This is a genomic window from Saprospiraceae bacterium (genome assembly GCA_016709995.1).
Lineage (GTDB): Bacteria > Bacteroidota > Bacteroidia > Chitinophagales > Saprospiraceae > JADJLQ01.
In genome coordinates this window covers 1888362-1908377 of the sequence record JADJLQ010000001.1, presented here as the reverse complement: position 1 = coordinate 1908377, position 20016 = coordinate 1888362, and the positions used below count along the sequence as shown (strand labels likewise).

The window sequence follows — 20016 nt, the reverse complement described above, 5'->3', positions numbered from 1 at the left end:
ACTTTAACCGGCATGACACTATTTTTTTTGCTCTCTTTGTGGGCTTGCGCCAATAATGCAGAGAAATCGAATGTCAAACAAACCTGTGATATAACTATTACAGTAGAAGGTGCTGCCCCTGGATGGGCAAAACTCATAGGATCTTATACGGATAAGACCTTTTTTGTAGATTCATTCAAAATCGAAAATGGAAAGTTGCGAATAAAACAGGACAGCAGCCTGCATCAGGGGCTATATTATGTTTTGTTTCCTGACAATCAAAACATACAAATATTATTGAGTGATGACCAGCAGTTTGACCTGAAGACAACCATGAGTGATCTGATACAGCCGATGCAAGTGACAGGTTCGATAGACAATGACCTCCTGTACCAATCTTTTAAGTTGCAGCAGCATCAAGATAATCAACAGAGGACTATGCAAGTCCAGGTCAACGGAAAGCCTGAAAATGATCCTGCTGTGATTTCTTTCAAAAAAATGGTAGAAGATTTTCGCGCAGCCAGGAGAGTTCAGCTGGCTGAAATGACCAAAGCGCACCCTAATTCTTTTTTCGTTAAATTTAAAAATGCAGGTCAAAATCCTGAGGTCAAAGATATCAGGCTTGCTACCGGGGAGAAAGATCTCAATACGCAAGCTTATTTTTTTAGAAAAGAATATTGGGACAAGGTTGATTTTTCTGAAGAAAGATTGATGTACTCTCCGGTCCTATCTAATAAAATGCAGCAGTTTTTTGGAGATGTAATGCCTCAGCATCAGGATTCTATAGTACAATATGCAGATGCTTTGCTTTCCAAATCATTGGCCAATCCGGAAATATTCAAATACATGAGCAATTGGCTATTGTTAAAATATGAACCGGGCAAGACTACTTTAATGGACGGTGAGGCAGTGTTTTCAAATATTGTAGAAAAGTTTTTTACTGCCGAAAATGCAATCTGGCTTAAACCCGGAGAATTGGCGGATATCAGACGAAGAGCAGGGGAGATGAAGGCAAGCTTGTTGAATAAGCAGGCAGCGGATGTCACTGCTAATGATATCAAAGGACAACCCAAATCTATTTACAGCATCAAATCCCCTTATATCATCGTCTACCTCTATCATACTGATTGTGAACATTGCCAGGCTGAAACACCTAAATTGGTGCAGATGTACCCCCAACTGAAGAGCAGGGGAATAGAATTTTATACTATAGCAGTGAATACGACCGATGCAGAATGGCGAAAGTTTGTCAAGACTTACCATATGGAGCAATGGACCAATGTATTCGACGCTACCAATGTGTCTGTCTATAGCAAATATTTTGTCGATAATACACCGGAGATCTATGTACTGAATAAGGAAAGAAAAATTATCGGCAAAAATCTTAAACCTGAACAGATCAATCAGATTCTTGAGATGGACCAAAAAGTGGCCAACTAAAACTTGAGTTATTTTAACCTGGAATTTGAGGAATTCTTCGAAAATAAGAATTAAATCCTCCTTTGTCGGCGCATACGCATCATAGATGGATCACCACCCATAAGATGTTTTTGTTGCCCCCGTTGTTGCATTGCTTTTTCAAATTGTTTGATCTGCTCTTTAATGGTAGGCTCAGTGACTTTGTATTCTTTGATTTCCTTCATATATACCTGGGCCTGGTTCCATTTATTTTTGAGGGCACTAAAATTGGCCAATTGAAGAGCCACCATCGCCTTTTCGTTGGAGGTGGGTAGACCAATAGCTTTGGATTTTAACAGTAAAGTCTCTGCCTGGTCATAATCTTTTCGCTGTGCGGCTATCGAGCCTTTGATCATATAAAAATAAGATCTGTTGGGTTTGTACAACCATTGTGGGAAAAAAGTGAGCCCAAGTCGTTTCTCACTGCCCCCAAGATCCATTTTCTCCATGAGTTGTGCGGCAGACTGGACTGTCCCCAGCAGGATATAACTCACCAGGACCAGGAGCCCGGTCAGGATAAAAGGGAAAGCCCACCAAAAACCAAATGCAAAAGCCAATGCAATCCCTCCAAAGAGACAAAAAGCAATCGTAGCAAACTTGAGGTAAATATTGAATGTAAACATGAGGTAACAAAAATAAGGAATTGTGGGCTCGGAATTGATTAATTATTAAGTCTCGTCAGTAAAAACCGTCATACTATTAAGCCCTTCTTTAACCTGCTTCCATCACTCACCAGGACCCAATTATACTTTACATTGACAAACTCAGCCTGGGGGAAAACCTTGTTAAAGACCCGGTCAAAGTAGTCCATATTGCGCATAATATGCTCTGGTTCAATGGCTATTCGATTATACAGCAGCAGCCCATTCGGAGCCAGTGCACTAGCTAACTTTTTAGTTATTACAAGGGTCTCAAATTTTGGCGGTACCAGGTCATCGATGAAGATGTCGAATAGGATGAGGTCATACTTCACATTATTTTGAGCTATAAATATCTGGGCATCTGCATGGATATATTCGATAGGAGATCTAAATTTTGAGGCTGTATACTTTTGTACCAGGTATAGGACTGCTTCATCAATATCTACTGCTGTGAAAAAAAGTGGTTGTTTGTTTTTCTTTTCGATGATCTGAATAACTGATCCCAGGCCTAGTCCTAGCACCAGGATATTTTTGGGCCGGAATGCCTTCCAATCAATTTTATCAGCTGTAATTTTAAAATTTTTATACAGGTCTTCATAGCTATAGACCACTTTATCGGTGTAGAGTTGATATCGTCCATGTGTCATGCAAACGGAAAGACTGGTACTGAAATCACTCGATACAGTCTCCAATAAAACTTCAGAAAAGTATGATTTTCCTTTATTCAACCAGGCTTTTTTCTCCAATATTCAGAATCAATAAATGATAAATAAACACCAGGCTTTGAAAGGCCAGGCCATTAATTAAAAAAACCTATCATCAAGACGGAAAGCAAAGATAAAAACATGATACCTACTCCTATCATTGTCAGAATGCCATAAGCTTGAAAATAGTTTTTAAGGTTGTGAAAGGAAGAGCCTACTTCTTCAGGGTCATTTTGCATGATACCTTTTTTGATTTCAGTGCCAAATCTATAGGTCCACCAACTCATCAAAAAATAGATGCCCGCGATCAATAAGTATAAAAGGCCTACGACCATGCCTGATTTGCCAAGCATCTGCGTCGTGGCCCCTTCGGGCATGTTGGCTCCCATGATAGATCCCATACCGCCTGACATCACAAAAAGTGCCAGACACACTAATAAACCGGCAAAAACAAATCCTATGATACCCAATATCCTGGCCCAGGCACTTGCCCCGATCAGTTGATTTTTACTGTATGCTGATAGTAAGTCCTGGCTGTGTTCGTTATCCATAAGTAATTGATTGAGTAGCAAAAATACTGCTAATGTATCATAACTTACAGGTTGCGCTTTTTCAATTCTTGTACAGCAAAGTCAGCGGCCCTGGCGGAGTAGGCCATATAGGTTAATGATGGATTTTGAGTAGAGGTAGAAGTCATGCAGGAACCATCGGTCACAAATACATTCTTGCAGGCATGGATCTGGTGCCATTTGTTGAGCATAGAGGTCTTAGGGTCTTTTCCCATCCGTACACCGCCCATCTCATGGATGTCCAGTCCAGCAGCTTGTTTGCTATCACTGGTGCGAATATTTTTAAACCCGGCTTTGGTATACATCTCCGTGAATTGCTCAAAAAAGTCTTTGATCATTTTTTCATCATTGTCATCATAACCGACGGATATCTTGAGTTGGGGGATTCCCCATTGATCTTTTTTGGTTTCATCGAGGGCTACATAGTTTGATTGCTTGGGTATGGTCTCACCCATAATACCTGACCCTACCCGCCATCGATTGTCGGGAGTGGATTTTGATAGATTTTCTTTGAGTTCTGTGCCTATTCCATCATTAGACCTATAATCGCCTCTGGAAGCACTAAACCCAGATGCATACCCTCTGAGAAAATCGGTCTCTTGTTTGTACACATTTCTAAACCTGGGGATATAACCTGAACTGGGCTTACGGCCGTCAGTGGTAGAATCCAGATGGCCTTCGTATTCTGCAGAAATGCGTGCGCGATAATTGTGAAAAGCGACATATTTACCTAATACTCCGCTATCATTGCCAAATCCATTAGGGAATCTATTGGAAGTCGAATTGAGTAGGATCAGATTGCTATTCAGCGCAGCTGCATTGACAAAAATGACTTTGGCATAAAACTCCATCATTTCCATGGTGTTAGCGTCGATGACTCGCACACCCGTGGCAGTCCCTTTTTCCTCGTCATAGATAATGGAATGTACTACCGAGTGTGGCCTCAGGGTGAGCTTGCCGGACTTGAGCGCCCAGGGGATCGTACTGGCATTGCTACTGAAATAACCACCATAGGGACAGCCCCTTTCGCAAATCGTCCTGTGGACACATTTGGCACGGCCTTGTTTGTAATGTATATCCTGTGGTTGGGATAGATGCGCGGTCCGACCACTGATCACATATCGATCCTTGTAGTGCGTAGCCATTTGGTCTTTAAAATATTGTTCTACACAGGATAGCTCATAAGCAGGAAGAAATTCACCATCAGGCAAGGTAGGGAGGCCATCTTTATTGCCAGTGATACCGGCAAATTTTTCAACATGGCTGTACCAGGGTGCGATATCGGCATATCTTATCGGCCAATCGACTGCATATCCGTCCCTGGAAGGTCCATCATAGTCGTAATCACTCCATCTTTGAGTCATCCTAGCCCACATCAATGATTTGCCTCCAACCTGGTAGCCCCTGATCCAATCAAAAGGTTTTTCCTGAACGTAAGGATGCTCCTCGTCTTTGACAAAAAACTGGGTGGTTCCTTCGTAAAAAGCATAACATTTGGATATGACAGGATTAGCTTTGCGAACTTCTAAGGGTAACTGACGACGATGCTCGAACTCCCAGGGTTGTAAGGTGGCAGTCGGATAGTCTACGATGTGTTTGACATCACGACCCCGCTCCAGCATGAGTGTCTTCATCCCACGGTCCGTAAGTTCTTTGGCAGACCAACCGCCGCTGATACCGGAGCCGATAACGATAGCATCATATTTTCTTTTCTTTTGAGAGTCTATATTAAAATTTGGCATGTGTCGAATGATTGATAGGTTTAAAAAGAAGGCTGGTCAGCAAATTGAATAGAATCCGGATCAAACAGGGACGCAACCATGATATCGATTGGGGGCCATTTCGTATTTGGTGATGTTGGTCATGACATATTCAGAACCCATATACCCATCAACGGTCATGCGTTTGATCATATTGAAAAAATTCTTTTGATCTGAATATTCTGAAGCTGACATTTTATTTAAGACAGCCAATTGTTGATCAGATGAAAGATGAACAAAAGAATTGCCATATTCGGAGAATGCGACTGCATCAGTAACCACCAGCCCCATACTCATGGTGTTTTGTGCAGGTCGATCATAACAATCCTTGACTATTTTTTGTATAAGTTGAGGTACACCCAATTCTTTCGCCCCGGGCGTATCTGTCTTTGGAAGGATGGTATCCACGATGGCAGCCAGGAGTGCATCATCATCAGGAGATAAAAAAGCATAATCTTTCAAAGTACTTTTATTCCATCTTGTAGCCCATGCCGGCAGGGTGATCATAGCGCCGAAACCGGTGGCAATGTTGCTTAAAGCTTTTCTTCTTTTAATCATTGATATAATTGATTGATTGAAAACAATAAAATTAAACAGAAAAAGCTGGTATAATCTTTAAAATGTTGCTACAAAATTATCCATTAATAACAAGCAATCATTTTCCTTTTAAAAATGCGATACTCTGAGGAACCTGTGTCCAGGAATTATCATTTTCATCTTCTATATAAAAATGTTCTATAGAAGACTTTTTAGCCGCCTTCATCACTTTTTTGAGATTGATTTGGCCTGTTCCAAGCGTAACATCGTTTTCAGTAGCAGTATGGCCTGACAGATCGCCTTTGATGCCGATTTTTAGATCTTTTACATGCATCAGTTTGTACCGATTTGAATATTTTTTAATCAGTTTGGCCGGATCCTGACCTGGATGGAAAGCCCAGAGTATGTCGATCTCGAATGATACATATTCTGGGTTGGTCTCTTTCATCAGCACATCGTACAAGGTGCCACCGGCATATGGCTCAAATTCATATCCATGATTGTGATAACAGAAGGTCAAACCTGCGTCTTTGAGTGATTTGCCGATTTCATTAAATATCGCGGCTGTTTTTTTGGCAGTTTCCAGGTCCCAGGGTTTGTCGTGGGGTATCCAGGCTACACGCACAAAAGAAGCGCCTAATATCTTAGCATTTTCGATGACGGTAGATCTTTTATTCATCATATCTTCATAAGACACTCCGAAACTGGTGCATCGGATTCCTCGTCGATCGATCATCGTGCGGATATCATGAGGATTTTGATTGAACAAATTGGAAAATTCGATACTGTCAATGCCTAGCGATTTGATATAATCCAAAGTGCCGGGCATATCCGTGGCAAATGATTTTCGAAAAGTATAGGATACTATTGCTGGTTTTGGTTTCATCATTTTGCTAAAAGATTGTGCAATCGATAGCGTGACTGTGCCAAGCAGTATACATAAAATGAAGGTTGCTTTTTTCATGATTTTTATACGATAAAGTTAATAAGACGATTACTGGGCCAGCGGTTCTGAAGGGACTAATCTGAAAATAAAACCGGGGTCCTCTACACCAACATATATATAACCATCTGGCCCCATTTTGACAAACCTCAATCTGCCTACATTTTTTAATAAAGGCTCCTGATCACCTGGCACATCGCCCGTCAGGTGTACCCGGTCGAGGTATTTAAACCTGAGAGATCCCAGAAGTATATCGCCTTTCCAGGCAGGATACTTATCTCCTGTGACGATAGTCATACCGCTTGGAGCGATAGAAGGCACCCATTTAATCAAAGGCTGCTCCATGCCTTCTTTGGAGGTATAAGGTGTCATGATTTTGCCATCATAATTAATGCCATAGCTGATCACCGGCCAGCCGTAATTTTTGCCTTTTTGGATAATATTGAGTTCGTCTCCACCCCGAGGACCATGTTCATTGGCCCAAAGGATCCCAGTCGCTGCGTCATAGAAAAGTCCCTGAATATTTCGATGTCCATAGGACCAAATTGTAGCCCTGGCGCCAGGAGTATTGACGAAAGGATTGTCTTTAGGTGCAGACCCATCATCATTCATGCGATGGACTTTGCCCAGATCATTGTCCAGTTTTTGTGGTAAGGTATCCATATGCTGAAACCGGTCACTGGAAGATAAAAACAGGTAACCATCTTTATCAAATGCTATGCGGCTACCGTAGTGGATCCGGGTCGTTTTCCAGGGTTCGGCTACATAGATATCTTTTTGGTTGGTCAGGGTATTACCAACCAATTTTGCACACATAAGGGCAGTGGTAGACAAAGAATCTTTGGATTTGGCATAAGTAAAATAAATCAGGCTGTTGGTGGCAAAATTTGGATGAAGCTCTACATCCAGCAGTCCACCCTGGCCCTCTACCCTTGTCTGTGGAACTCCCTTGATCAGGTTCTGCACTCCTTTAGACTGTCTGTACATATTGCCGTTGCGATCGTTGTATAAAAAATCCCCATTGGGCAAGAAAGCCATACCCCATGGATTGCTCAGTCCTTTGGCTATCGTATCTAATTTGACGGTCATGGAAGCATGCTGGAAGATATTGGATTTGACGCTATCGGTAAAGTCAAATTTCTTTCGGTTTTCAATAGCCCCGAGCAGATAATCAGAGAGGTTATTGATCTCATCAGCTTTGAGTACAGATCCCCAGGCAGGCATCCCCAGTGCGAGATATCCATTAGAGATACTTTGTATAATCGAATCTTTGGCATTGCCGTGCTTCCATTTTCTGTCTACAAAGACATTGCCATCATCGCCATGGCAAGAAGAACAATTTTTTTTGAAGGTAGCTTCCGCGACATCTGCAGAATGGACAGTGTCAGCCATTTGAGTGGAGGAAGTATCATTTTTGCAATGCATCCAGGTGATACATATTGTGATGAATAAGGTTATTCTGAAACTCATGATAAAAGATTATGGATTAAATGAAATTATTTTAGTTCTAGCATAACGATGCTTTTGGAGGGAAGCGTGATCAGGAGGTTGCTACCTGATTTTTTAGCACCATTGAAAGGTTTGATCGAGATTTTGTTTTTATCATCAAAGTCATTGTGATCAGTGTAGTTGGCAGCAGTGACCACAGTGCCTGATAATGAATTAAAATTAATATCTGCCAAGCTTAAACTAAGTGAAATCGACTTGGTCGGATCAATGTTAACCAAAGAGATATGAACTACATTCATTGAATCTTTTGAAGCAGAGATATTGACCGCGGGCACTTTAATTCCTTCAAACATATAATCCGGCGAAGTAAATCGCACCGGCAAATATTGAGCGTCCATATGTACTTTATACATGTCGAAAATGTGATAAGTCGGCGTCAGAAGAAAGTCTCTGCCCTTAGTCAGGATCAGTGCCTGCAGCACATTGATCGTCTGAGCAAGATTGGCGATGCGTACACGATCACTATGATTATTAAAAATATTTAAGGTCATACCAGCTACCAATGCATCCCTCAAGCTATTTTGTTGATATAAAAATCCAGGATTTGTGCCAGGCTCCACATCAGTCCAGACCCCCCATTCATCTACGACCAGGGCTACTTTTTTATCCATATCATATTTGTCCATGATAGTGGAATGTCGGGTGACCAGTTCGTCCATAAACCAGGCATTTTTCATGACTGTAGCATACTCACCTTCGGTAAAATTGGTGGCTGATCCTTTCTTAGCCCAGGTATTGCTCGGTATTGAATAATGATGGAGCGTAGTGCCCCACATGCGATTAGGTCCCACATTTTTCATTAAGGTCTCCGTCCAGTTGTAATCAGCGCCATTTGCTCCACTGGCTATTCGGTTGATCGGCACCCCTGGGTAATTGCGCACGTAGGTAGCATATCTCTTATATTCATTGGCATAATACTCGGCAGTCATATTGCCTCCACATCCCCAGGTCTCATTACCCACACCCCAAAACTTTACTTTGTAAGGTGCTGGATGACCATTTAATTTTCTGAGATCAGACAATGTACTCCCCCCGGGATGATTGAGATACTCCACCCAATTAGACATCTCCAGGACGGTGCCACTGCCGGCATTGCCTGCGATATAAGCTTCAGTACCGAGCAACTCACAAAGCTCTAAAAACTCATTCGTGCCAAAACTATTGTCTTCAACCACATTACCCCAATGAGTATTGACCATAGTAGGCCTTGCAGCTCTGGGGCCAATACCATCGCGCCAATGATATTCGTCGGCAAAACATCCACCCGGCCATCGGAGATTGGGGATTTTTATTTTTTTCAGTGCCTCGACGATATCCAATCTGATTCGACCCTGCTTAGCTACTTTCATCGTGTCTGATACCCAAAAGCCATCGTAGATACATCTACCCAGATGCTCCGAAAAATGGCCATAAATATGACGATTGATCTGGTGGGAGGGCATGGAACCATCTATAACCACCTTCACCGGAGCTTGTCCTATGGCCTCTAAAGCCAGGCAAGCACTAAAAAGTATAATACTGATAATTTTTTTGTTCGACATGATAAGAATTAATATTTTTAAAAAATGTCCAATAAATTAATTGGTTTTGAAGGCAATACAACGGCCATCAAATTTTAATCGTAAATATAATTAAGATTTACTTGCCACCCCCTTCATGAACATATTAAAAAAAAATGTTGTAACGAGTTTGGGCTTTTGGCCCGTAAAATCAAATGAAGATCACTTATTGTATTGGTTTTTATCAAAATGGTCGCATTGCGATTAGAAATATTGGTATAGCCGGAATTTCCTGGAGTATGTGATGAATTACATTTCACCGACTAAGAAAAAAATCAGTATTATTTACAAAAAATCTAAAAGCTGCTCTTTAATTCATAAAATTTAACCATCTTGGATGATCATTTAAAATCTTGTAAATCATGTACGTTTTAATCACATTGCTCTTATTGTCTTATGAGCCGAACCATCTAACGGCCAACCCTGTAAAGGATAAAATGGCTTTAGAGCAAAGGGTAGTCCAATGGGTGGATCTAATGATCAATCCTACCGGGGCTGGATTAGATGATATGCTTGATGACAATTTGAGTTACGGTCACTCCGGTGGTCATATTGATACCAAAACCTCCCTCCAACAAAGTCTGCTATCAGGTGCATCCGATTTTGTTGAGATCAAAGTAACAGATCAGCAAATTGCTATCGTAGGCAAAACTGCAATAGTAAGGCATAATATAGATTGCAAGACTATGGATAGGGGTGCTCCCGGCAATCCCAACCTGAAAGTATTGTTGGTGTGGGTAAAAGAAAAAGGGGGTTGGAAATTATTAGGGAGACAGGCAGTCAAAAATATATAATCAAATAAAGGAAGGTACCATTGGAAGTATTATCAAAAGTAATATTAGAAGACCTCAGGAGGTCGGGAAGGATAGAAGTGCCTGATGCAGCATTGCTTGAATTTAAGGAAAAAGTGATCCAATTTGGCACTGGGGTCTTGTTAAGGGCATTGCCTGATTATTATATAGATCAAGCCAATAAAAACGGTGCATTCCAAGGGAGGGTCGTTGTGGTCAAATCTACCGACAAGGGTGATACCGGTGCTTATTCCCGTCAGAATATGTTATATACACAAGCCATCAGAGGGATTGTCAATGGAAAAGTGTATGAAAAAGACATCATCAATGCCAGTATTAGCCGGGTATTATCCGCACAATTGCAATGGGCTCTCGTCCTGGCTTGTGCTGTGGACCCGTCTATTGAGATATTGATTTCCAATACCACTGAGCAGGGATTGGTGTATAAAGAAGAAAAAATAGTCAAAGGCTATTGTCCGGATTCTTTTCCAGCCAAATTGACCGTTTACTTATACGAACGGTTTATTCATTTTCAAGCTTCGACTGATAAAGGCTTGATCGTCATACCTACGGAATTGGTAGAACACAATGGTGACAAGTTAAAACAGTTTGTACTCGATTTGGCCCGATACAATGAATTGGGTCTTGATTTTGAGCAATGGATAGAAAAGAGCAATGTTTTTTGTAATTCGTTGGTCGACCGCATTGTGCCGGGAAGACCCCAAAATGATTTATATGATACTTTGACCGACAAACTTCAATATAAGGATGAATTGCTTATCATGTCTGAGCCGTATCATCTTTGGGCGATAGAGGGTGGTGATACTGTGAAACATAAACTCGCCTTTGCTACCCAGGATTCAGGTATAAAAATAGTCCAGGACATCACATTATATAAAGAGTTGAAATTAAGGCTGCTCAATGCTACGCATATATTGGCATGTGGTAAAGCGATTAAGGAAGGCTATCCAACGGTGAAACTGGCCATGCAGCAGGAGGACTTTAAAGATTGGATCAAAAGTCTGATGAGTGAGATATCCATTTGTATACCGGTCGAAATCGAGGAGGATATCATCCACCAATTTGCTGAGGCCGTCTTGGACAGATTTTCTAATCCTTATATTGAACACTTTTGGAAAGACATCACTTTGAATTATACCGATAAAATAAAGGCGAGAGTGATCCCATTGATATATAAGCATATCGAAAAACATCAACAGTTGCCAGTGCATTGTACCGAAGGTTATGCTTATTATTTTTACCTTTTATTTCACATCCGCCTTCAACAACATGCACTCATGGTATCCATGCCAGATGTGCCTGAATTTGAACTACGTGACCCGAAAGCTGGTAAAATCCTCGAAGATTTTGCGGCTCAATCGCCGGCTATAGCCATTCGCCATTGGTTATCCAAAGAACAAATCTGGGGGAGTAACCTCGCAGACATACCTGGTTTTGCTGACGCTATTTATAATCAATTCAGATCACTGACAGATGGTCCTCATTAAGCAGAGAATCACTATAATTGTGTTTTGTAATGCATCTGCTAATATTTATACCCAATGAGTAAAAGATTTTTAGACGACGATTTTTTATTGCAAAGTCCCGCAGCAAAAGAGCTATATTTTGATTATGCCAAGGACATGCCGATCATAGACTACCATTGTCATCTGCCTCCTGATGAGATAGCCAATGACCATGTATTCGAAAACCTCACCCAGATCTGGCTCAAAGGGGATCATTATAAATGGAGAGCTATGCGGGCACTCGGAGTAGATGAATATTTTATCACTGGAGCTGCTCCCGACCGGGAGAAATTCAAAAAATGGGCTGAAGTTGCTCCAAAGGTGATGAGAAACCCATTATATCATTGGACTCATATGGAATTAAAAAATCCATTTGGGATCCAAAAGATATTGTCTCCTGATACGGCGGATGAAATCTATGATGAAGGCAACGAAAAGCTAATAGCGCTGAGTACCAATACTATACTTAAGCATTTTAATGTACATGTCGTTGGCACTACGGATGACCCATGTGATGCCTTGGAAGATCATAGGAAAATGGCCAATGCACCTATAGGTATTCAAGTGGTGCCTACTTTTCGGCCGGATGCCATATTGGGAATAAATGACCCTGGTGAGTTTAATCTATATATAAGCCGTTTAGAGCAAATGTCCGGAGTAGCCATACAGCAATGGGATGATCTGCTACTTGCTTTGAGGCATCGTCATGATGCTTTTGCTTTATTAGGATGTAAAGCCTCAGATCATGGTCAGATATATCTTTATGCTGATGATTACACTGACAGCGAAGTGGGTCGAATATTTACGAAGGCCAGAAGTGGTCTTTTAGTCAACGATGTGGAAGCCAACCAATTCAGATCAGCAATACAATATGAACTGGCTATCATGGATTGGGAAAAAGGGTGGGTACAACAGTTTCACCTGGGCGCTATTAGGGACAATAATAGTAGGTTGCTCACGACATTGGGTAAAAATATAGGCGTAGACAGTATTGGGGATTATCCTCAAATAGAAGTCATGTCTAAATTTTTTAACCGACTTGATAAAGATAATAAACTGGCAAAAACGATCATATATAATGTCAATCCCGTGTTCAATGCTGCTTTTGCTACCATGATCGGTAATTTTCAGGACGGTACGATTAAAGGCAAAATGCAATTTGGGAGTGGCTGGTGGTTTTTGGACCAAAAAGATGGTATGACTGATCAGATCAATGTATTGAGCAATATGGGTGTGTTATCCTGTTTTGTCGGCATGATTACAGACTCGCGGTCATTTTTGTCATTTCCGAGGCACGAATATTTCAGAAGAATTCTATGCAATCTATTTGGCAATGACATTTCAAATGGAGAGTTGCCTCACGATATACCCTGGATCGGAAAGATGATTCAGGATATATGCTATAATAATGCCAAAGCATATTTTGGATTTTAAAGCATTTATCAAAATTTCAACTATAAGTCAATCTAAAAAATAAACTAATTAATCATATATGTCAAAAAAAGTAGTTACCCTGGGGGAGATCATGTTGAGATTATCTACTCCAGATTTTAAAAGATTTGTTCAGGCGGATACCCTCGATGTCACTTATGGAGGTGGAGAAGCCAATGTCGCAGCAGCTCTGTGTAATTACGGACTTCAAGGTACTTTTGTTTCTAAAGTTCCCGACAATCCGATCGGCCAGTCTGCCATCAATCATTTGAGAAGATTTGGGGTAGATACACAGTATATAGTTAAAGGCGGTGATCGTTTGGGTATCTATTTTTTAGAAACAGGCGCCAGTATGAGGGCTTCTCAGGTGATCTATGATCGATCTGGTGCTTCCATCGCAGATGCCGGGCCAGATGAGTTTGATTTTGATGCCATTTTAAAAGAGGCTGTTTGGTTTCATACGACAGGGATTACACCAGCATTGAGCGATAAAGGGGCTGCTCTGACCGAGGCTGCGCTCAAAGCAGCCAAGGCAAAAGGGATCACCACGAGTATCGATCTCAACTATCGCAAAAAACTATGGAGCAAAGAAAAAGCCAGGCAGGTGATGACCAGGCTTTGTGAACATGTAGATGTATGTATCGGCAATGAAGAAGATGCGGATACCACCCTGGGATTTAAGGCAGCACACACCGATGTCACCAAAGGTGAGCTCAACCTGGATGGATTTAAAGATGTATTCAGACAGATGAAAGAAAAATTTGGATTTAAAGTGATAGCCTCTTCTTTGCGGGAAAGTCATAGTGCCAGCGACAATGGCTGGAGTGCTCTGGTGTATGACGGGTCTGAGTTTTATCATACCAGGCGCTATGAGGTAAGAATCGTGGACCGGGTAGGAAGTGGAGACTCTTTTGCCAGTGGATTGATCTATGGATTGGTGACAGGGATGCCAATGAGTGATGCTGCAGAATTTGGGGTGGCAGCCAGTGCATTAAAACACACCATTCCCGGCGATATGAATCATGCTACTCTCAAAGAAGTGCAAGAACTTATGAAAGGTGACGGAAGTGGTAGAGTACAACGATAAAAAAAATAAATCTCTCGTTTTGAAGGATTGTTGAAACCAACAAGATAAAATCGTAATAATGATAATAGATTCAATAGAAAACGCTGGTAAGTATTTTGATATTCACCCTTTGTTTTCAGAAGCATTTGACTACATCAGGTCCACAGATATGATGGCGACTGAACCCGGCAAATTTACCATAGCTGACGGGCTAATAGCTTTATACAGTGACGCACCCGGAAAATCGAAAGAAGATAGTTTGGCCAAGTTTGAATGCCATAATAAAAATATTGATATCCAATATTGTATCCGGGGACAAGAAACACTGGGATGGAAACCAAGACAACAGTGCGTAGATCCCAAAGGAGATTACAATGAAGAAAAAGATGTCTTGTTTTATAATGATATACCGGATATGTTTTTTGGGTTAAAAGAAAATCAATTTGCCATCTTTTTTCCTGAAGATGTACATGCACCCATGATCGGTGAAGGCAATATTAAAAAGTTAGTGATGAAAGTGAGATGCGAGTAGGAAGCGATTTCAGGGATAAATTCCTCAGAACTTGTGAATGTTAAGATTTAAAGTATACTTCAAATTTTTTAAATTTTTAGATGAATGAATAAAATAGAATTGGCCACCAATGCCATTGTATCTCAAGGGATATTGCCTTTGTATTTTAATGCTGACCTGGTAGTTAGTTGTGAAATATTGCGGGCCATTTATCGTGCTGGTATCAAAGCTGTAGAGTATACCAATAGAGGGGAGGCCGCTTTGGTTAATTTTACTAAAATGGTAGAGCTTAGAAATGCAGAGATGTCTGATTTGTTATTAGGCATTGGTACCATTAAAAACCTGGATCAAGCTCAAAAATATCGTACAGCTGGAGCTGATTTTATGGTAAGCCCTGGCTTTGTACTTGATGTAGCTACTTACTGCCAGGATCATCAATTGTTATACGCACCAGGTTGTATGACCCCAACAGAGATCATAGCAGCAGAAAATGCAGGTGTCGGATTTATAAAATTATTTCCGGGTAATATGCTCGGTCCTGAATTTTTAAGCAGTATCAAAGACATCTTCCCCAAGTTATTGTTTATGCCTACAGGTGGGGTAGATACTACCAGGGAAAATATATTGGGTTGGTATCAAGCTGGAGTTTGTGCTGTAGGGATGGGTAGTAAACTCATCAGTAAAAAGCTGATGGAGGCCAGGGACTATTTGACCATGGAAAATGAAACAAAAAAAGTACTGCATACTATCGCAGAAATAAAAGGTAAATAAGGGTATCAAGGCTACTAGCTAAATAAATATAGTATTGAATAAAATTATATGTTTTGGCGAAATCATGTTGAGACTTACGCCCTTCATGACGCAAAGGTTGGAACAAGCCAAAAGTTTTGCCATTGAATACGGTGGCTCTGAGTCAAATGTAGCGGCTACTTTGGCTCAATTAGGATCTAAGGTGCATTATGTAACCAGGTTGCCAGATCAACCATTTGGGCATAGTGCTTTAGGGTGCCTTGCACAACACGGGGTGGATATATCACAAAGTATTTTTGGCGGTGATCGGCTTGGAGTTTATTATGTAGAGTTAGGCTCCGGTAGGAGAAATTCCAAAGTGATATACGATAGAAAAAATAGCGGTATGCATACCCTGGCCCCAGGGATGATCCCGTGGGAAGCTATATTTCAGGAAGTAGATTGGTTTCACTGGTCTGGTATCACACCTTCTATCAGTAGTTCTGCCGCAGCAGCCACCAAAGAAGCAATATTAGCCGCTAAAAAAGCTGGTGTCACTGTATCATGCGATCTCAATTATCGCTCAAAACTTTGGGATTATGGGTCTCCTCCTTCATTGGTCATGCCAGCTCTCATCGATTTATGCGAGGTGGTCGTCGGCGATGAAGATGTCATGGGGGTCTATTTTGGCATAAAGTCTTCTGGACGAGAGGACGCCTTTGAAAAATTAAAGAACAGGTTTCCTAATATCAAATCAATTGCTTTTACTGAAAGAGAAGGGCTTTCAGCCACACATAATACCTACCAGGGATTTTTATTTCACGACAATATAATCGTCGAGTCAAAAAAATATGATATGCCTGACATGATAGATAGGATAGGTTCAGGAGATGCATTTATGGCTGGCCTAATCTTTAAATTGAAAGCTTTATACCAAGGAGAATGCGATAATCAGGAAGTCATCGAATTTGCCACCGCTACCAGTGTGCACAAGCATTATATTCCCGGTGATATCAACATTATTACATTGGACGATGTCATGCTGATGATGAAAGGTGGTTCAGGAGCCAAGGTCAGGCGTTAAGTATAATTGATGAATAATTCACTGCCTTTGAGTTGAATGTATTTTTTATCAAAGTTTAGTCTGTGGTGATGATCGGGTATATGAAAGTAAATTGCTATTTTACGATCGAATAAAAAATCTGAAATGAAGAAAATTGGAAATTATCGATGGATAATATGTGGATTGCTGTTTTTTGCTACCACCATAAATTATCTTGACAGAGCCGTCATCAGCCTGGTAAAAGAATATCTAGATACAGAATTTACATGGACCAACTCTGACTATGCCAATATCACGATTGCATTTCAGGCTGCTTACGCCTTTGCCATGATTTTTGCAGGGAGGCTGATTGATTGGTTAGGAACAAAAACTGGATACGCGATAGCATTAGTGTCCTGGAGTGTGGCCGCCATGTCGCATTTTTTTATTAAGACCAACCTGGGATTTATTTTTGCAAGAATTGGATTGGGCGTTACTGAATCAGGCAATTTTCCAGCTGCTATTAAGACTGTGTCAGAGTGGTTTCCGAAAAAGGAAAGATCATTTGCTACGGGTATCTTCAATGCCGGTACCAATGTAGGGGCGATAATAGCTCCTCTTTCAGTACCATTTATCGCTGCTGAATTTGGCTGGCGATTGACTTTTTTAATTATTGGAGCATTTGGATTTATCTGGTTGATATTTTGGTATCTGTTTTATGATACTCCCAAAAGGCAAAAAAGACTGTCTAAAGAAGAATTTGATTACATCCACAGTGATCTGGATGAAGTCGCAGATAGAGAAAAAGAGACTTTGAAAGATACCAAGACCAACTGGTTTCAATTATTAAAGTTCAAACAAACCTGGGCCTTTGCTTTGGGCAAGTTTTTGACGGATGGTGTATGGTGGTTCTATTTGTTTTGGTTGCCAGATTTTTTAAATAAACAATATGGATTGACCAAGACCGATCTTGCCATGCCTACCGCATTGGTATTTATCATTGCAACAGTGGGTAGTGTCTATGGTGGTTGGTTGCCGCTCAACTTTATTACCAAGGGTATGGCAGTATTTAAAGCTAGAAAAACTGCCCTGCTTATTTATGCTGCTTGTGCTCTGCCAGTGATTATTAGTCAATACCTGGGTGGATTTAACATGTGGCTCGCTGTATTGATGATTGGATTCGCAGCTTCAGCCCACCAGGCATGGAGTGCAAATCTTTTTACAACGGTCAGCGATATGTTTCCTAAAGTTACCGTTGGATCCGTGACCGGCATTGGTGGAATGGCCGGTGGTGTAGGAGGTATGCTAGTGTCGTTTGCTGCAGGTAAGCTTTTTGATCATTATCAGGGGATTGGACATATTCAGACAGGGTATTACATCGTATTTATGTATTGTGGCCTGGCATATCTGCTGGCCTGGACCTTGATGCACTTCCTTGTACCACGTATGCAACGCGTAGTGTTGGATTGAAAACTTAATCATCGGGATGGAGAAACAAACTATTTTGTGTTAATAAATAAGTTGTGTTAAACTTTTGACCTGACCTATCGTCCAAGCTCCTGACAGCGTATATACTTTTAATTAATACTCATTGTTTATGGAGAGTTTCGATCCGCAAGGGGTTACGCCCTATTCAGGTCCTTTCGGGAATTCAGAATTATTGCATCTTTTGCGTCGGACGCTTTTCGGTGTGAATGCCTCTGATTTAGCTTTTTTTAAGGGAAAATCTCTAGAAGAAGTTGTTGACTTTTTATTGGATTTTAATACTGATCCAGGTCATTTACCTATCCGGGCTTATTCAGGAAGAAATCTGACGACTTTTGATTCAGGTGTCCCTTTCGGAGCAAGCTGGGTGGGGATCAAACCTATTCCTACAGAACAAAGTCCTGAAGGGGCCAGGCGTGGATCGTATAAACAATGGTGGATACAACTCATGGCTCAGCAGGAGCGCAATCTCCGTGAGAAACTGGTGCTATTCTGGCACAATCATCTGGTCACCGATACCAATGATACCGTCAATTTTGCTGAATTGGCTTATCGTTATAACAAACTATTGAGATCCTCCTGCTCGGGCAATTTTAGAAAGTTGATGTATGATATTACGATAGAACCAGCTATGCTGAGGTATCTCAATGGAGAAAAAAACACTGCTGCTGCACCCGATGAAAACTATGGTAGAGAGCTACAAGAACTTTTTTGCATTGGGAAAGGGCCGGGATCAAAATACACAGAAGATGATGTGAAAGCGGCGGCACGTGTATTGACAGGTTGGTCAGTCAATTATGCTGATCAGTATCAACCTGTATACCGCCCCAATCGTCATGATGCTAAAGACAAACAGTTTTCTGCTTTTTATGGCAATAAGAAATTAACAGGCAAATCAACTGCAACCGGAGGTGCTGAAGAGATCAATGAAATGCTGGATATGATATTTCAAAATAACGAAACAGCTTTATTCATCGTTCGAAAATTATTTACTTTTTTTGGATATTATGAGATCACTCCTGAGACCGAAAGTAATCTCATCATTCCCTTGGCAGAGGTATTTAGAAGTACAGGGTATGAACTCAAGCCGATGCTTAAGGCACTTTTCATGAGTTCATGGTTTTTTAAATCAGAATATCGTGGCTCCATGATCAAAAGTCCTGCTGATTTTACTATCGGGATGATCAGACAACTTGGGATAACCTGGCCCACCAATCCTCTTGCTTTCGAAGCTCAATATTATTTTGCTGGACAAATTTATGGTGCGATCACTGCTCAGGGGCAGGAGATTGGCGATCCGCCCAATGTGGCTGGTTGGCCTGCCTATTACCAAAGCCCATCTTTCCATGAACTGTGGATTGACACAGCTACTTACCCTCCAAGGCTGACTACCATAGATGGCCTGGTACTAAAAGGATTGGCTACAAACAATAATGCTACCAATTGGATTCAAGCAGAGAGTAGAAACAAGTCTTTTAAATTGGATCCAATAGCTTTCGTATCCGGATTGTCCAAGCCAGAAGATCCCAATGCATTAATTGATGACCTGGTGCATCTTTTCTATGGTCCTCCGATATCAGAAGCTGTAAAGAAAAGTATTAAGGTGACCTATCTCCTAAAGGGTCAGGACACTGATTTTTATTGGACCGAAGCCTACAAAAGTTATAAAGCAAATCCCCAAAATCCCGGGTCTGATGGTCTCCAGGTGCCAAAACAGTTGCAAGACCTCATAGTCTATATGATGTCTGCTGCAGAATATCATCTTCATTAAATACT

The 20016-nt window shown here is 41.1% G+C and carries 18 protein-coding genes; 10 read left to right on the top strand and 8 right to left on the bottom strand.

Annotated elements, in window-relative coordinates; all coding sequences use genetic code 11:
- Nucleotides 1–12 precede the first annotated feature (12 nt).
- Nucleotides 13–1419: a redoxin domain-containing protein gene (locus IPJ09_08040; protein ID MBK7371377.1), complete on the top strand. Its 1407-nt coding sequence runs from the start codon at nucleotides 13–15 to the stop codon at nucleotides 1417–1419.
- Between the two features lie 50 nt (nucleotides 1420–1469).
- Here IPJ09_08040 and IPJ09_08035 read toward each other — a convergent pair whose 3' ends face one another.
- The 8 genes from IPJ09_08035 to IPJ09_08000 all read right to left on the bottom strand — a co-directional run bounded on the left by IPJ09_08035 (nucleotide 1470) and on the right by IPJ09_08000 (nucleotide 9641).
- A complete protein-coding gene (locus IPJ09_08035; GenBank protein MBK7371376.1) occupies nucleotides 1470–2060 on the bottom strand; it encodes a hypothetical protein in 591 nt (196 codons plus the stop codon).
- Nucleotides 2061–2128: 68 nt separating this feature from the next.
- Nucleotides 2129–2824 (bottom strand): hypothetical protein, encoded by a 696-nt coding sequence (locus IPJ09_08030; GenBank protein MBK7371375.1) that lies wholly within the window; start codon nucleotides 2822–2824, stop codon nucleotides 2129–2131.
- A gap of 53 nt (nucleotides 2825–2877) precedes the next feature.
- Nucleotides 2878–3333, bottom strand: coding sequence for a hypothetical protein (locus IPJ09_08025; GenBank protein ID MBK7371374.1), 456 nt, complete (start codon nucleotides 3331–3333; stop codon nucleotides 2878–2880).
- 44 nt (nucleotides 3334–3377) lie between these two features.
- On the bottom strand, nucleotides 3378–5093 hold the full coding sequence (locus IPJ09_08020) for a GMC family oxidoreductase (protein MBK7371373.1): 1716 nt from the start codon (nucleotides 5091–5093) through the stop codon (nucleotides 3378–3380).
- Nucleotides 5094–5153: 60 nt separating this feature from the next.
- Complete coding sequence (locus IPJ09_08015) at nucleotides 5154–5639, bottom strand: gluconate 2-dehydrogenase subunit 3 family protein (protein ID MBK7371372.1); 486 nt, start codon at nucleotides 5637–5639, stop codon at nucleotides 5154–5156.
- A gap of 127 nt (nucleotides 5640–5766) precedes the next feature.
- Nucleotides 5767–6612, bottom strand: a complete 846-nt coding sequence (locus IPJ09_08010) for a sugar phosphate isomerase/epimerase (GenBank protein MBK7371371.1) — start codon at nucleotides 6610–6612, stop codon at nucleotides 5767–5769.
- Nucleotides 6613–6642: 30 nt separating this feature from the next.
- Nucleotides 6643–7815 carry a PQQ-dependent sugar dehydrogenase gene (locus IPJ09_08005; protein MBK7371370.1) on the bottom strand — a complete coding sequence of 391 codons (1173 nt, stop codon included), beginning with the start codon at nucleotides 7813–7815 and terminating at the stop codon, nucleotides 6643–6645.
- 272 nt (nucleotides 7816–8087) lie between these two features.
- Complete coding sequence (locus IPJ09_08000; protein ID MBK7371369.1) at nucleotides 8088–9641, bottom strand: alpha-N-arabinofuranosidase; 1554 nt, start codon at nucleotides 9639–9641, stop codon at nucleotides 8088–8090.
- 380 nt (nucleotides 9642–10021) lie between these two features.
- On the opposite strand from IPJ09_08000, the gene IPJ09_07995 reads away from it, so the two are divergent.
- From IPJ09_07995 to IPJ09_07955, 9 genes are all read left to right on the top strand, one after another.
- Nucleotides 10022–10453, top strand: a complete 432-nt coding sequence (locus tag IPJ09_07995; GenBank protein ID MBK7371368.1) for a nuclear transport factor 2 family protein — start codon at nucleotides 10022–10024, stop codon at nucleotides 10451–10453.
- Nucleotides 10454–10473: 20 nt separating this feature from the next.
- Nucleotides 10474–11958 carry a tagaturonate reductase gene (locus IPJ09_07990; protein MBK7371367.1) on the top strand — a complete coding sequence of 495 codons (1485 nt, stop codon included), beginning with the start codon at nucleotides 10474–10476 and terminating at the stop codon, nucleotides 11956–11958.
- A gap of 54 nt (nucleotides 11959–12012) precedes the next feature.
- Nucleotides 12013–13410 carry a glucuronate isomerase gene (gene uxaC, locus IPJ09_07985; GenBank protein ID MBK7371366.1) on the top strand — a complete coding sequence of 466 codons (1398 nt, stop codon included), beginning with the start codon at nucleotides 12013–12015 and terminating at the stop codon, nucleotides 13408–13410.
- A gap of 58 nt (nucleotides 13411–13468) precedes the next feature.
- Entirely contained in the window at nucleotides 13469–14494 is a 1026-nt protein-coding gene (locus IPJ09_07980; GenBank protein MBK7371365.1) for a sugar kinase, read from the top strand.
- Nucleotides 14495–14552: 58 nt separating this feature from the next.
- Nucleotides 14553–15005 (top strand): YhcH/YjgK/YiaL family protein, encoded by a 453-nt coding sequence (locus IPJ09_07975; protein MBK7371364.1) that lies wholly within the window; start codon nucleotides 14553–14555, stop codon nucleotides 15003–15005.
- Between the two features lie 84 nt (nucleotides 15006–15089).
- Nucleotides 15090–15755, top strand: coding sequence for a bifunctional 4-hydroxy-2-oxoglutarate aldolase/2-dehydro-3-deoxy-phosphogluconate aldolase (locus IPJ09_07970; protein ID MBK7371363.1), 666 nt, complete (start codon nucleotides 15090–15092; stop codon nucleotides 15753–15755).
- Between the two features lie 34 nt (nucleotides 15756–15789).
- Nucleotides 15790–16797, top strand: a complete 1008-nt coding sequence (locus IPJ09_07965; protein MBK7371362.1) for a sugar kinase — start codon at nucleotides 15790–15792, stop codon at nucleotides 16795–16797.
- A 123-nt stretch (nucleotides 16798–16920) separates the two neighbouring features.
- Nucleotides 16921–18225: an MFS transporter gene (locus IPJ09_07960; GenBank protein ID MBK7371361.1), complete on the top strand. Its 1305-nt coding sequence runs from the start codon at nucleotides 16921–16923 to the stop codon at nucleotides 18223–18225.
- Nucleotides 18226–18352: 127 nt separating this feature from the next.
- Nucleotides 18353–20011, top strand: coding sequence for a DUF1800 domain-containing protein (locus tag IPJ09_07955; GenBank protein MBK7371360.1), 1659 nt, complete (start codon nucleotides 18353–18355; stop codon nucleotides 20009–20011).
- Nucleotides 20012–20016: the final 5 nt, after the last annotated feature.

What these genes read in the sequence shown, in the direction of transcription:
- IPJ09_08040 (MBK7371377.1), top strand. Translation starts at nt 13, where the DNA reads ATGACACTATTTTTTTTGCTCTCTTTGTGGGCTTGCGCCAATAATGCA.
- IPJ09_08035 (MBK7371376.1), bottom strand. Translation starts at nt 2,060, where the DNA reads ATGTTTACATTCAATATTTACCTCAAGTTTGCTACGATTGCTTTTTGT.
- IPJ09_08025 (MBK7371374.1), bottom strand. Translation starts at nt 3,333, where the DNA reads ATGGATAACGAACACAGCCAGGACTTACTATCAGCATACAGTAAAAAT.
- IPJ09_08020 (MBK7371373.1), bottom strand. Translation starts at nt 5,093, where the DNA reads ATGCCAAATTTTAATATAGACTCTCAAAAGAAAAGAAAATATGATGCT.
- IPJ09_08010 (MBK7371371.1), bottom strand. Translation starts at nt 6,612, where the DNA reads ATGAAAAAAGCAACCTTCATTTTATGTATACTGCTTGGCACAGTCACG.
- IPJ09_08005 (MBK7371370.1), bottom strand. Translation starts at nt 7,815, where the DNA reads ATGCCTGCCTGGGGATCTGTACTCAAAGCTGATGAGATCAATAACCTC.
- IPJ09_08000 (MBK7371369.1), bottom strand. Translation starts at nt 9,641, where the DNA reads ATGTCGAACAAAAAAATTATCAGTATTATACTTTTTAGTGCTTGCCTG.
- IPJ09_07995 (MBK7371368.1), top strand. Translation starts at nt 10,022, where the DNA reads ATGTACGTTTTAATCACATTGCTCTTATTGTCTTATGAGCCGAACCAT.
- uxaC (MBK7371366.1), top strand. Translation starts at nt 12,013, where the DNA reads ATGAGTAAAAGATTTTTAGACGACGATTTTTTATTGCAAAGTCCCGCA.
- IPJ09_07980 (MBK7371365.1), top strand. Translation starts at nt 13,469, where the DNA reads ATGTCAAAAAAAGTAGTTACCCTGGGGGAGATCATGTTGAGATTATCT.
- IPJ09_07975 (MBK7371364.1), top strand. Translation starts at nt 14,553, where the DNA reads ATGATAATAGATTCAATAGAAAACGCTGGTAAGTATTTTGATATTCAC.
- IPJ09_07970 (MBK7371363.1), top strand. Translation starts at nt 15,090, where the DNA reads ATGAATAAAATAGAATTGGCCACCAATGCCATTGTATCTCAAGGGATA.
- IPJ09_07960 (MBK7371361.1), top strand. Translation starts at nt 16,921, where the DNA reads ATGAAGAAAATTGGAAATTATCGATGGATAATATGTGGATTGCTGTTT.
- IPJ09_07955 (MBK7371360.1), top strand. Translation starts at nt 18,353, where the DNA reads ATGGAGAGTTTCGATCCGCAAGGGGTTACGCCCTATTCAGGTCCTTTC.